The following is a 12,628-nucleotide window of genomic DNA, read 5'->3' as shown; positions in this document are numbered from 1 at the left end:
GAAGCCCGGGACCTCGGGGCCCCGAGAGCGCTGAAGCCCGGGACAGGGAAGACCGGGACGCCGAAGAAGGGAACCGCCATGACCGCCACGCAGGACACGCCCCAGCTCACCACCGAGCTCACCACCGGGATCACCACCGAGCCCACCACGGGGATTACCGTGCGGCCGGCCGCGCGGCGCGCCACGCCGGGTTCGACGGGCTTCACGGGGTCGACGCGTGCGCTGCTCACCTGCGCCGTGCTCTCCACCCCCGTCTTCGGGATCGTCTCGCTGACGCAGGCGTTCACCCGCGAGGGGTTCGACCTGCTCCGCCACCCGCTCAGCATGCTCAGCACCGGCGACCTCGGGTGGCTGCAGATCGGCACCTTCTGGATCACCGCCGTGCTGACGGTCGCCGGGGCGATCGGACTGCGCAGTGTCATGCGCGGCACGCCCGGAGGGACGTGGGCGCCCAGGCTGCTGCTCGTCGAGGGCGCCGGACTCGCGGCGGCCGGAGCCTTCAGCATGGACCCGGGGGACGGCTTCCCCGCGGGCACCCCGCTGGGGGCCCCGGCCGGGATGAGCTGGCACGCGATGCTGCACATGGCGGCCGGCTCGGTGGCCTTCACCGCGCTCATCGCGGCCTGCTTCGTCCTCGGCCGTCACTTCGCCCGCGCGGGGCGGGCCGGGCACGCGGTCGCCTCCCGTCTCGGCGGCCTGGCCCTTCTGCTGGGCAACGGATGGGCCATGTCCGGCGGGCGGGCCGGCTCCCTCACTCTCTGCGTCGGTGTGCTGGTCGCCATGTCCTGGGTCTCGGTGGTCGCCGCCGCCAAGCGCGCGGAACTCACGGGTGGCGCTGACGCACTCGACGCTGACGCACTCGGCACTGCGCGACGCTGACGCGCTCGATGGGGAAGCCGCGCAGCGCTCCTGGTGCCGGGTAAACCGCTAGGAGCTCTGCGAGGTGTGGTGATATGTTCGGCGCCGCCGTGCATATCGCCGCGACCCGAGGAGGTGAGACCGATCAACGCTGTGACAGGTCGGGGCTCCCTCCGTTGCATGGTCTAGGGAGCGCCCGCAGAAGGCATCCCGAAAGGCGTGAAACGCTTTGCGCTTCATCTCTCGGACGTCGTCGGACGGCGTCACCGAACAACTGTTCACCCTCGGCGAGGTTCCCGGTGTGTTGTGGACGCCGGAAGACGCCGTCGGGGCTCGCCCCCTGATCCTGATGGGCCACGGCGGCGGGCAGCACAAGAAGGCCCCCGACATCGTGGCCCGCGCGCGCCGCTTCGTCACCGAGGGCGGTTACGCGGTGGTCGCGGTCGATGCGCCCAACCATGGCGATCGGCCGAAGACCGAGGAGTTCGCCCGGGTCGTTGCCGGGTTGCGGGCCGGCATGGCCGCAGGCGGGGACATCGCCCCGCATCTCGTCACCATGCATACGTTCCTGGCCGACCACGCCGTCCCGGAATGGCAGGCGGTCCTGACAGCGGTGCGGGAACTCGACGTCGTCGGCGCCGGCCCTGTGGGCTACTGCGGCATGTCGATGGGCTGCGGGCTCGGTGTGCCCTTCGTCGCCGCGGAACCCCGGGTCCGCGCGGCGGTGCTGGGCCTGCTCGGCGTGGACGGGCTGGCCGAGACCGCCGCCCGGGTCACCGTCCCGGTGCGGTTCCTGCTCCAGTGGGACGACGACAAGGTGCCGCGGGCCCAGGGCCTGGCGCTGTTCGACGCTCTGGGGTCGGCCGACAAGACGCTGCACGCCAATCCCGGCGACCACGGGGAGATCCCCGAGTTCGAGATCGACAGCTCGCTGCGGTTCTTCGCCCGGCACCTCGCTTAGGGCCTGTACGGCGGCCGGATCTTCAGGCGGGCCGGAGGCTGCGCCGCGGTCGGGCGCGACGCGGTGACGATCGGCGACTGCTTCGACAACGCCGTCATCGAGCACCAAGCCGACTCCACGGAGCCCTAGGCACATCAGCGGGGGGTGTGCCTAGGGCTCCGCGTGTTCGATAGACGTCGGCAGTATCAGCCGCAATAACGCGCCGCTTCGACACGGCACGGCCTCGGCCGTCCCGCCATGAGCCTCGGCGACCTGTCGGACGATGGCCAGGCCCAGTCCGGAGCCAGGGTGCGCGCGGGCCGCGGGTGATCGGTAGAAGCGGTCGAAGACGAATTCGAGGTCGCTGTCGGGGATCCCCGGGCCGGCGTCCGCGACCTCGAGGGTGCCCGCCTTGACGCTGATCCTGACCCGGCCGTCGGGCGGGCTCCATTTCACGGCGTTGTCGACGAGGTTCGCGACGGCGCGTTCCAGGGCGTCGGGGTCTCCATGGATGAGAGTGGGCGCGCAGGTCAGCTCGAATTCGATCTGCGGCGCCCGACGCGCCGCGCGGGCCGCGACGCGCTCGGCGACGAGGTCGAGGCGGACGTCTTCCGTGTGGAACGGGGCCTGGCCGTAGCGGGCCAGGTCGATCAGGTCGTTGACCAATGTCGTGAGTTCGCCGGCCTGGCCGAGCGCTTCGGCGGCGAGGAGCGGGGCCTGCGCGTCGGCCGGGTTTTCCGCCAGCAGCTCGAGGTTCACCGTCAGGCTCGTCAGTGGTGTGCGCAGTTCGTGCGAGGCGTCGGCCACCAGACGGCGCTGGGCGCCGACCGATTCGTCGAGGGCGGCGGTCATCGCCGCGAACGCCGAGCCGAGCCGGCCGATCTCGTCCCGGCTGTCGGCGGGGATCGGGATGGACAGGTCGCCGGTCGTGCGGATCAGTTCGACGGTCTCGGTGAGCTGGTGCACCGGGCGTAGGACGCGGCGTGCCGCCAGGCGTGAGGCCAGTGCTGCCAGAAGTCCGGCGGCCACCGTCGAGCCGGCGAGCAGCCAGGCGAGTTCGCGTAGCGTGGGTGCGGGATCGGACTCCGGGATGGCTGTGCGTACGAGCGTCCCCGGAGCTTCGGGCAGTTGGGCTGTGAAGACGCGGTAGGCGACGCCGTTGTAGACCGCGTCACGGAAATAGGCCTCGGCGGTGCCGTTCGCGACGGCGACGTCGCGGGCGGTGAGGTCGACGAACTCCGTCGACGGCCCGACCTGGACCGGGCCCGGCACGATCTGCAGCTGGGTGCTTCCGATCCCCAGCGGAACAGTCGGGAAGCCCGGCTCCCCGTTGACGTCCCTGAACTTGGCCTTGATGGCCGCGGCCACGCTCGGTGCCTGGTCGGCGGCCACGACCAGCGAGCTGTCGATCTGGCCGCGGAGGTTGGCGTTCACGGCCGGATACAGGACCACCGACACGAGCACCAGGGCGCCCGCGACCACGGAACCGCCGGCGATGGCCAGCCGGGTGCGCAGGTTCACGGCTCCTCGCGCAGGACATACCCCAGGCCGCGCACCGTCTGGATCAATCTGCTGCCGCGGTCCGCCTCGAGCTTGCTTCGCAGGTAGCTGATGTACACCCACAGTGCGTTCGACTCCGGGCCGAAGTCGTAGCCCCAGACGGACTCGAAGATCTGGGTCCGGCTCAGCACCCGGCCGGGATTGCGCAGGAACAGCTCCAGCAGGGACAGCTCCGTCTTGGTCAGATCCAGGCGCCGGCCGGCACGCTCGGCCCTGCAGCCGCTCAAGTCCAGGTCGACGTCGGCGAAGCGCAGCACCTCGGCCCTGGCACCGCTGCGCCGGAGCAGGGCTCTGAGCCGGGCCCGCAGCTCATCCAAGGAAAAGGGCTTGGCCAGGTAATCGTCGGCCCCCGCGTCGAGCCCGGCGACCCGGTCGGTGACCAGGTCCCGGGCCGTGAGCATCAGGATCGGCGTGTCGTGCCCGCCCGAACGTAGCGTCCGGCACACCTCCAGCCCGTTCGGTTCGGGCATGAGGACGTCGAGAACCACCGCGTCCGGGCGGAACACGCCGTGCTCGGCGAGGGCGGACGCCCCATCAGCGGCGGACGACACGTCGTAGCCGTCCCGGCGCAACGCATGCTCCAAGGACCGCCGCACCGCCGGGTCGTCGTCCACCACAAGTATTCGCATGGTCGCCCATCCTCGCCCTCGATCCTGAAGCTGCGTGAGACGCGGTGGCTGTCAGCCCTTGATCAGTGACCGCTTCAGATCGCTCAGCGCGGCATTGAGCTGGTCGGAGCTGACCCCGAGTGAGGCGGCGATGTCACCGAAGGCCTTGGACGTCGGATCGACTCTGCCCCACGCCACCACAGTGGCCAGGGCGGCCTTGGCCTTGGCCTGATCGACACCGAGCGCCGCGGCCACAGACGCCGCCGCGGCGTCGGTGGTGAACGGCGAGTCCTGCGGGCCGTCCGGGGCCTTCTTGTCCATGCTGTGCAGCTTGCCCTGGTCGTCACCACGTGGCGCGGGCTCGGCGACCATCGGCCCCAGAGCCTCCTGAACCTGCGAGACCGGCAGCCCCAGGTTGGCCGCGACCGCCGAGACGAAGGCCTCCGGCGTGACGTCGGCCGAGTCGGCCAACGACGTCTTGGCCGCGACCAGCGCGGCGTCGAGCCGCTCGGTCGTCACTCCGAGTTTCGCCGCGATCGCGGCGAAATCGGCATCCGCGCCCGCCCTGGACTTCCCGTCTACCTTGACCGGCGCGGAATCGGATTTCGCAGCGCCGGGTGTCGGGGCCGGATCGGCCGCCGCGGCCGCCGCGGCCGTGCCGGTCGCGGCCAGGGCGGCGAGCGTGACCGTGGCCACGACCAGCCGCGTGCGTTTCGTCATCATGATGCCTTCCGTCCACTGAGCGCGCCGGACGAGAACCGGCGTCTTGGGGACAACAGAAACATCGCGGCCTCTGGCGTGGTTTCAGCCACCTTTAGAGGTTCCTTAGAACGACTACGTTCTCCCAAACGCGCGATTGATGGGCCATGTCGCCGACGATAGCGCCGCACGGCGAGCAGTCACCGGTCCGCACAACGGGCGAGCCCTCCGGCAGGAGGATCCGGCCTTCGGCCAGGGTCACCCGCAGGGCAGCTCCGCGCTCACGGTGGTCGGACCGCCGGGAGGGCTGTCCACCCGGAACCGGCCGTCCAGTGCGGCGACCCTGCGGGCCAGTCCGGACAGGCCGCCCCCGCCGGGGTCGGCGCCGCCCCGCCCGTCGTCGCGCACCCGTACGACGATCGTGTCCTCGTCCTGCAGGATCTCCACCCGGACCTGCCCCGCCGCCGCGTGCTTGGCGGCGTTCGTCACGGCCTCCCGTACGACGAAGTAGACCGCCGTCTCCACCTCGGTGGGCGGGCGCGCGGTCAGGTCGTACGCGACCGTGACGGGTATCCCGGCCCGCTCGGCGACGGCGGCCAGGGACTCGCGCAGCCCGAGCGTGTCGAGCTCGGCCGGGTAGACCCGCCAGGCGACCTCGCGCAGCTCGCGCAGGGCCTCCTGGGCCTCCTCGTGGGCCTGGTGAAGCAGGTCGTCGAGTAGCTGCGGGGTGCGCCCGCGCCGGGCCCGCCCGATCAGCACGGCGAGGGCCACCAGCCGCTGCTGCACGCCGTCGTGCAGGTCGCGCTCGATCCTGCGTCGCTCCTGGTCCACCGCGCTCACGATGCCGGCACGGGTCCTGGCCAGTTCGTCGATGCGGCGCTCCAGCAACTCGGTGGGGCTGGGGCCGAGGAAGCGGCGGGCGATCCGCAGTTCCAGGGCGGCGACGCCCTGGATGCCCATGATGTCGAGGAAGAGCAGCACCACCCCGGCGACTCCGATGTAGGCGAGCACGCCGGGGGTGGGCGGGATGCCGTCGAGGTTCTCCCCGTGGGCCCAGCCCCACACCAGTTGCACCCCCTCGCTCACCCCCAGCCACAGCAGGAAGAGCACGAGGCCGCCGAGCAGGCCGACCGGCCACCGGGCCGCGAGATACCCGGTCAGCCGCCCGGTCCCGGCGGCGAGGTCGAACCCGCCGAGCAGGCCGAGCCTGCGGATCTCGACCTGGGCCAGCCGTACGGCCACGGCCCGCAGCACCCGTTCCCCGGCCCGTCGCGCGCCGGGGTGCGGCAGGCAGAGCAGGGCGACCGGCGCGGCCACCAGCAGGCAGGCCAGCTCGACGACCGCCGTCAGCGTGCCGATGACCAGCGCCGCGAGGATCCTGAGGGCGCGTGCGACGTTCATCGGCTCCTTCGCGGCGGTTCGCGCCGCTCGGGGCGGCAGGCGGACCTGCCCGGGGAGCGCCCGGTCAACGGGCATGAGGTCCCCGGCCGCGTCCGAAGAACACCGTCTTCACACCATGCCGGGCGAACCACGCCTCCGCCTTCTCGATGTCGGAGATCTTGACAAGCGGCAGACGTGCCGCGACGGCCACCGTACGCTCCCGGCCGAGCAGCGCGCCCACACAGCAGAGCGCGAGCGCCCCCACGACGGAACCCGCGGTCGTCCACAGGAGGGCGGCGACCAGGCTCATGTCCCCGCGCGCGGCGGTGAACCCGGCGAGCGGCAGGATGACCTCGCTGGGCAGCGGGGGGAACAGGTTCTCCAGGGCGATCGCGACGCCGGCGCCCGGCGCGCCCAGGCGTTCGGTGAGCTCCATCGCCCACCCGGCGATCCCTCCGATTTCCGCGGTGTCCATGCGGGTGACGCTAGAAGCCGGGCGATGCGGTCACCATGAGGGGCGCCGCCGCGCTCCCCCCGGTGCGCCGCATCTCAGGGGTGCGGAGAACCACAGGGTCGTGTGGTCGTCCACAGGCTGTGGACATCGGCACGTCGCTCCTGCCCGCCGCTCTGGGGAAGGATCCGGCCGCATCCGCCGCCACCGGCTCAGAGGTCGTCCTTCGGCGTCTGGGCCAGCACCTGGTCGGCGGTCGCCGTCACCACCGCCGCGGCCGCCGAGATGTCCCTGACCTGCTCCGCGGGAAGGGCCCGCAGCACCGTCTCCAGCGCCTCCAGGTCGGCCTGGTAGGCGGCTGCCATGGCCGCCTGGGCCTTGGCGGTGCGCCCTGCCTGCTCCACCGCCTTGCCGAGTGCCCGGCCGGCGCGTTCGACGGCCCTGGCCGCCTCGATCGCCGCCTTCTCAAGATTTCTCGCCCACTCGGGCGGCTGGTCGCTCATCGATGTCCTCTGCGTGAGGGTGGTCCCGCGGGCATGAGTCGCCCACGAAGAGTGCCGAATCAGGCCCTTATTGCCCTCCCAGCGGGCTCTACACGTCGCGGGGCGCAAGCTCTCATCAATCTCTCAGAGACAGCGCGAGGGCCCCCGCGCGGTGCGGCGCGCGGGGGCCCCGGATCATGCTTCGGGCCGTGCTTCGAACAATGCTTCGGGCCATGCTCGGACCGATGCCGGAAGAGGTCAGCCGCAGTGCTCGAAGGGGCTGTCGTAGCTGGACGAGCCCGCCTTGCCGCCCCATTTCACGCATTTGTCCGCCGCGGACGCACTGACCGGCCCGGCGTAGTAGCCGTAGCTGCCCGAGTCGGTCACCCGGCTCCTGCCCTGGACCTCCAGGTAGGCGCTGGTCGCGGTGGCCGTTCCCAGGGACGTCTTCTTCATCGTGACGACGCAGTTGTTGCCGTTGCCGGAGTTGTAGAGCAGGTAGACGGTGCCCGCCGTGCCGAGGGCGGCCGAGTCGATCACCGAGTAGCCGGTGCCACACACCTGCTCCGGCGTGTACGGGTTCCCGGTCCCGCTGCCGCCGGTGACGTACTGCATGTACGTGTTCCAGTCCCAGTAAGGCCCGGGGTCGGTGTGGTCGCTCCCGGGGACCTGGTAGTGCCCCACGATGTGGGACCGGTCCTTCGGGATGCCGTACCGCGCGGCGATGGAGCGGACGAGGGCGGCCGAGGAGCGGTACATCGCGTCGGTGAACCAGGACGCGTCGTCCACGTATCCCTCGTGCTCGATGCCGATGGAGTGGTGGTTGTAGTCGGAGTTGCCCGCGTGCCAGGCCCGGTCCTTCTCCCGCACCATCTGGGTGATCGCGCCGTCGGAGGACCGTACGACGTAGTGCGCGGAGACCTGGGCGGCGGGGTTCTGGAACCAGGAGATCGTCCCGGCGTACGAGCCCTGGGTGACGTGGATGACGATGCGGTCGATCGTGTCGCTCGCCGGCCGGTCGGACACCGCGTAGTTGGCGGTGCTGGCCGCCACCCACGTCGCGCCCGGGTAGTCGACGGCCGCCGCGGCGAGCGTGCGGTTCTCCGGCTGGTCGAGGTCGCGGGCGTTCGCGAGGGCTCCTCGGTCCGGATTCACCGGGCGGGCGGCCACCGTGATCGTCTCGCCCGCAGGCGTCCGCGCGGTGAACCCGGCCGACAGCAGGTCGTAGACGGTGTCCGCGTACAGCCGGGCGACCTCGGGCGCGCTCGCCCCGCCGTAGCGCGCGACGGCGGTGTACCAGCGACCGGCGTCGGCGCGAGCGGCGGCGTCCAGGCCCAGGGCGTCGGCCCTGGCCCGCAGGACGGCCGCCGCGCCCGCCACGTTGGCCGCGTCGTCGGCCTTGAGCGAGGCGACCGGCGCTCCGGTGAGCCGCGCCGCCTCCTCCAGGGTGTGCACCGTGGGATTGCTGACCAGGTGCGCCACGCCATACCCGCCGCTCGCGCTCGGCTTGCCGCCGTGGCCGTCGAGGTGGGTCTCGGCGTAGGCGAGCGCGACGAGCAGGTCGCGGGGAACGCCGTGGGCCGCCGCCGCCCGCGTGAAGGCGGTGGCGAGCGGGCCCTCGGCGGCCGAGGCCGGCCCGGCCGGGACGAGCCCGGCCAGGCACAGCAGGAGCGTCACGACGCCGACGGCGGTCAGGGCCGTACGCCGGGACCCGCGGACGATCAGGGGTTCGGTCATGGGGGTCAGCCGCAGTGCTCGAAGGGGCTGTCGTAGCTGGACGAGCCCGCCTTGCCGCCCCACTTGACGCAGGTGTCGGCGGCCGAGGCGCGCACCGGTCCGGCGTAGTAGCCGTAGTTGCCCGAGTCGGTCACCCGGCTCCTGCCCTGGACCTCCAGGTAGGCGGTGGTCGCGGTGGCCGTGCCCAGCGACGTCTTCTTCATCGTGACGACGCAGTTGTTGCCGTTGCCGGAGTTGTAGAGCAGATAGACGGTGCCCGCCGTGCCGAGGGCGGCCGAGTCGATCACCGAGTAGCCGCTGCCGCAGACCTCCTGCGGGGTGTACGGGTTGGCCGATCCGCCGCCGCCGCAGTTGTGCGAGGTCACGGTCTGCACGGGGTAGCCGAAGGTGACCCCGTTGAACACCGCCTTCTGGATGTTGGCGGGGTAGGACGTGTCGCTGGTGCGCACCTCGTAGTGCAGGTGCGGGGCGATGTTGTTGCCCGGCTTGCTGGTGTTGCCGACCTCGCCGATCTTCTGACCCTGGCTGACCTGCGCGCCCTGGCTCACCGACATGACCCGCAGGTGGGCATAGTAGGTGAACCAGCCGCCGCCGTGGTCGATCTTGACGAGGTTGCCGAAGCCGTTGGTCGACCCCTGGTTGGCGGCGATGACCACCGTGCCGGCCGCCGCCGCCACGACCGGGTCGCCGAGGTCCGCGTCGGCCGTGCTGCCGCGGTTGAAGTCGATCTCGTACGACTGGTGGGCGCTGCTGGCGTTGGAGTTGCCGGTCCAGACCTGGCCGCAGGGGAACGGCATCTGGAAGTCCGGGCGCGGACCCGCCGCGGAGGCCGCAGGGGCGGTCGCGGCGCCGAACGCGAGGCCGAGGACCACCGCGAGGCCCGCCGTGACAAGCGATTTGAGTCTCATGACCAAAAAGAGTCGGAATCTACTGCACAAAAAACATCAAGACTCGGTACAAAGGGTGGGCGAGTCATGGCGAACCGGTCCTTCGACAGGGGGAGCAACGCGGTCATGACAGTCGATAAGCCCACGTTCAGGGTGCTCGGTCCCCTGGAGGTCCGCCTGCCGGGCGCGGCACCACGGCTCGGCGGCCCCAAACCCCGCATGCTCCTGGCCACCCTCCTCCTCCACGCCAACCACACGGTCGGCGGCGACGAGCTCGCCGAGGTGCTGTGGCCGGAGCACCGGCCGCGCTCGACCGCGGCCAACCTCCGCACGTACGCGAGCGCCCTGCGCGCGGAGCTCGGGCAGGCCCCGGCCCGCATCCGGGCTCTCGGGGCGGGGTACGCGATCGAGCTGCCGCCGCAGGAGCTCGACCTGCTGCTGTTCGACGAGCGGGTGACCGCCGCGCGGGAGTGCCGGGCGCGGGGCCGGCCGGACGAGGCGGCCGGCCTGCTGGCACGGGCGCTGGCGCTGTGGCAGGGCGTCCCGCTGTCCGACCTGCCCGGCAGCCCGCTGTGGGACCGCCGGCTCGAACGGCTCGCCCAGGCGCGGCTGCGCGCCGCGGAGGACCTGGTCGAGCTGCTCATGGCGGCCGGGCAGTACGGCGAGGCGGCCGGGGAGCTGCGGGCCCTGCTCGCCGACCATCCCTTCCGCGAGGACCTGTGGCGCAGGCTCATACTGGCCCTGCACTGGTCGGGGCGGCAGGGCGAGGCCCTGCAGGCCTTCGGCACGGTCCGCGAGCACCTCGTGACCGAACTCGGCGTCGAGCCCGGCCCCGAGCTGCGCCGGGCGCACGAGGCCGTGCTCGCCGGTGAGCCGCCCTCACGGGTCGTGCCGCGTCAGCTGCCGTCCGACCTGGTGGACTTCACCGGGCGGGCCGTAGAGGTGGCGGCGCTGACCCGGGCGCTCGCCCCCGGCGGGGTCGCCGTCGTCACCGGGCCGCCGGGCGTCGGCAAGACCGCGCTCGCGGTGCGCTGCGCGCACGCCGTCCGCGAGGCGTACCCCCACGGCCAGCTCTTCCTGTCACTGGGCGGCACCGCGCAGCCCGGCGGCACCACACGGCCCGGTGACACGGCACAGCCCGATGACGCCGTCTCGCCGGGCGGCGGCGCCTGGTCGCCGGTCGAGCCGGGAGAGCTGCTGGCCGAGGCGCTGCGCGCGCTGGGCGCGGCGGAGCCGTTGCCGCCCACGGTTCACGAGCGGGCCGCGCTCTACCGCACGCTGCTCGCCGAACGGCCGATGCTGGTCGTGCTCGACGACGCGGCGGGCGCCGCGCAGGTGCGGCCGCTGCTGCCGGGCGGCGGCAGCGCCGTCGTCGTGACCGGCAGGCGCCGCATCACCGAACTGCCCGGCGCCGCGCGGATCGACCTGGACGTCCTGCCCCAGGCGGAGGCGCTGGGGCTGCTGACGGCGATCGCCGGTGCGGAGCGGCTGGAGCGGGAGCCGGAGGAGGCCGCCGCCATCGTGCGGGCCTGTGGCCGGTTGCCGCTCGCGATCCGGGTGGCCGGGGCCCGGCTGGCCGCCCGCCCCGGCTGGTCGCCGGCCGTGCTGCGACGGCGGCTCGACGACGAGACGGTCAGGCTCGCCGAGCTGCGCGCCGGCGACCTGGAGGTGCGGGAGTCGTTCGACCGCAGCTATCGCCTGCTGCCGGACGACGCCGCGCGCACGTTCCGCGCGCTCGGCCTGCTCGGCACCCGGCCGCTGCCCGGCTGGGTGGTCGACGCCGTGCTCGACCGGCACCGCAGCGACGACGTGACCGACGTGCTGGTCGACGCGAACCTGCTGCGCCCGGTGGGGACCGACCCCCTCGGCCAGCCCCGCTACCGGCTGCCCGACCTGCTGCGCGTCGACGCCAGGGACAAGGCGGGGGAGGTGGACATGCCGGCGCTTGCCCGCGTGGTCGCGGGCTGGACGGCCGCCGCGGAACACGCGACGGCTCTGCTGCCCACCACGGTCTTCCGCCTGACCTCGCCCGCCGCCCGGCGCTGGCGGCTGCCGGAGGACGCCCTGCGCCGGGTCGCCGCCGACCCGGTCTCCTGGTTCGGCGCCGAGCACGAGACCCTGGTCGAGGCCGTGCGGCTGGCCGCGGAGGCGGGGCTGGCCGGCGCCGCCTGGGGCCTGGCGGCGGCGCTCGTGCCGTACTTCGACCTGCGCTGTCACCTCGGCCCCTGGGAGGAGACCCACCGCGTCGCCCTGGAGGCCGCCCGCGCCGCCGGAGACCGGGCGGGCGAGGCCGCCATGCTGCGGGGGCTCGGCCAGGTGGCCCTCTATCGGGACAGGTACGTCCAGGCGGCCGGCATGTTCCGCCGCTCCCGGGTGATCTTCCGTACGCTCGGGGACGTCAGGGGCGAGGCGGTCTCGGTCTGCGGGCTGGGCGCGGTCGGCCAGTTCCGGGGCGATCAGGCCGCCGCCTCCCGATACTTCCGCAGGGCCCTCGGGATGTTCGTGTCGCTGGACGACCGGTCGGGCGAGGCGTACGCGCGGCAGGCGCTCGGGCGCACCTGCCTGAGCGCGGGCGACCTGAACGGCGCCGCCGACTGGCTCGGCGACGCGCTGCGCATGGCGCGGGAGCTCGGCGACGCACACAGGGAGGGCTGCGTGTCGCTGCAGATCGGCCGCCTGCACGACCTCGCGGGGGAGACCGGGCGGGCGATGCGCGCCCAGGGCCGGGCGCTGACGATATTCGAGGGCTTCGGCGACCGCCACTGCGCGGCGTACGCGATGCAGGGCCTGGGCGGACTCCAGGCGGCCAGGGGCGACTGGCGGCACGGCTCGGCCCGGCTGGAGAGCTCACTGGCGATCTTTCGGCAGCTCGGCGACCGGAGCGGGGAGGCGGCCACCCGGCGGCTGCTCGGCGAGCTGCACCGCTCGTCCGGGCGTCGCGCGCTCGCCCGGGGCTACCTCCACGCGGTCACGTCCCGGCGGGTGGTGGACGACACGGCGATTTCTCATGATTAGACCGTCACGGC

At 72.9% G+C, this 12,628-nt stretch carries 11 protein-coding genes; 3 read left to right on the top strand and 8 right to left on the bottom strand.

The window, feature by feature from the left end:
* The first annotated feature begins 78 nt into the window (after positions 1-78).
* Positions 79-879 carry a DUF998 domain-containing protein gene (locus HHX35_RS22110; RefSeq protein ID WP_182900629.1) on the top strand — a complete coding sequence of 267 codons (801 nt, stop codon included), beginning with the start codon at positions 79-81 and terminating at the stop codon, positions 877-879.
* Positions 880-1,087: 208 nt separating this feature from the next.
* Entirely contained in the window at positions 1,088-1,819 is a 732-nt protein-coding gene (locus HHX35_RS22105; protein WP_182900628.1) for a dienelactone hydrolase family protein, read from the top strand.
* A 150-nt stretch (positions 1,820-1,969) separates the two neighbouring features.
* Here the strand turns inward: HHX35_RS22105 and HHX35_RS22100 are convergent, their stop codons facing one another.
* The 8 genes from HHX35_RS22100 to HHX35_RS22065 all read right to left on the bottom strand — a co-directional run bounded on the left by HHX35_RS22100 (position 1,970) and on the right by HHX35_RS22065 (position 9,623).
* A complete protein-coding gene (locus HHX35_RS22100; RefSeq protein WP_182900627.1) occupies positions 1,970-3,319 on the bottom strand; it encodes a cell wall metabolism sensor histidine kinase WalK in 1,350 nt (449 codons plus the stop codon).
* Positions 3,316-3,987, bottom strand: coding sequence for a response regulator transcription factor (locus HHX35_RS22095; protein WP_182900626.1), 672 nt, complete (start codon positions 3,985-3,987; stop codon positions 3,316-3,318). Before HHX35_RS22095 ends, HHX35_RS22100 begins: the two co-directional genes overlap by 4 nt.
* A 51-nt stretch (positions 3,988-4,038) precedes the next feature.
* Positions 4,039-4,689: a hypothetical protein gene (locus HHX35_RS22090; RefSeq protein ID WP_182900625.1), complete on the bottom strand. Its 651-nt coding sequence runs from the start codon at positions 4,687-4,689 to the stop codon at positions 4,039-4,041.
* A 234-nt stretch (positions 4,690-4,923) separates the two neighbouring features.
* Positions 4,924-6,066, bottom strand: a complete 1,143-nt coding sequence (locus HHX35_RS22085; RefSeq protein WP_182900720.1) for a sensor histidine kinase — start codon at positions 6,064-6,066, stop codon at positions 4,924-4,926.
* 64 nt (positions 6,067-6,130) lie between these two features.
* A complete protein-coding gene (locus tag HHX35_RS22080; protein WP_310739216.1) occupies positions 6,131-6,520 on the bottom strand; it encodes a hypothetical protein in 390 nt (129 codons plus the stop codon).
* 188 nt (positions 6,521-6,708) lie between these two features.
* Positions 6,709-6,999 carry a hypothetical protein gene (locus HHX35_RS22075; protein WP_139577553.1) on the bottom strand — a complete coding sequence of 97 codons (291 nt, stop codon included), beginning with the start codon at positions 6,997-6,999 and terminating at the stop codon, positions 6,709-6,711.
* A gap of 237 nt (positions 7,000-7,236) precedes the next feature.
* A complete protein-coding gene (locus HHX35_RS22070; RefSeq protein ID WP_182900624.1) occupies positions 7,237-8,715 on the bottom strand; it encodes an N-acetylmuramoyl-L-alanine amidase in 1,479 nt (492 codons plus the stop codon).
* A gap of 5 nt (positions 8,716-8,720) precedes the next feature.
* Entirely contained in the window at positions 8,721-9,623 is a 903-nt protein-coding gene (locus HHX35_RS22065) for a M23 family metallopeptidase (protein WP_182900623.1), read from the bottom strand.
* Positions 9,624-9,728: 105 nt separating this feature from the next.
* On the opposite strand from HHX35_RS22065, the gene HHX35_RS22060 reads away from it, so the two are divergent.
* On the top strand, positions 9,729-12,617 hold the full coding sequence (locus HHX35_RS22060) for a BTAD domain-containing putative transcriptional regulator (protein WP_182900622.1): 2,889 nt from the start codon (positions 9,729-9,731) through the stop codon (positions 12,615-12,617).
* Positions 12,618-12,628 lie beyond the last annotated feature (11 nt).

The organism is Microbispora sp. H10830 (assembly GCF_014161375.1).
GTDB lineage: Bacteria > Actinomycetota > Actinomycetes > Streptosporangiales > Streptosporangiaceae > Microbispora > Microbispora catharanthi.
The sequence above is the reverse complement of the archived record's forward strand: the minus strand, read 5'-3'. Positions and strand labels throughout refer to the sequence as shown.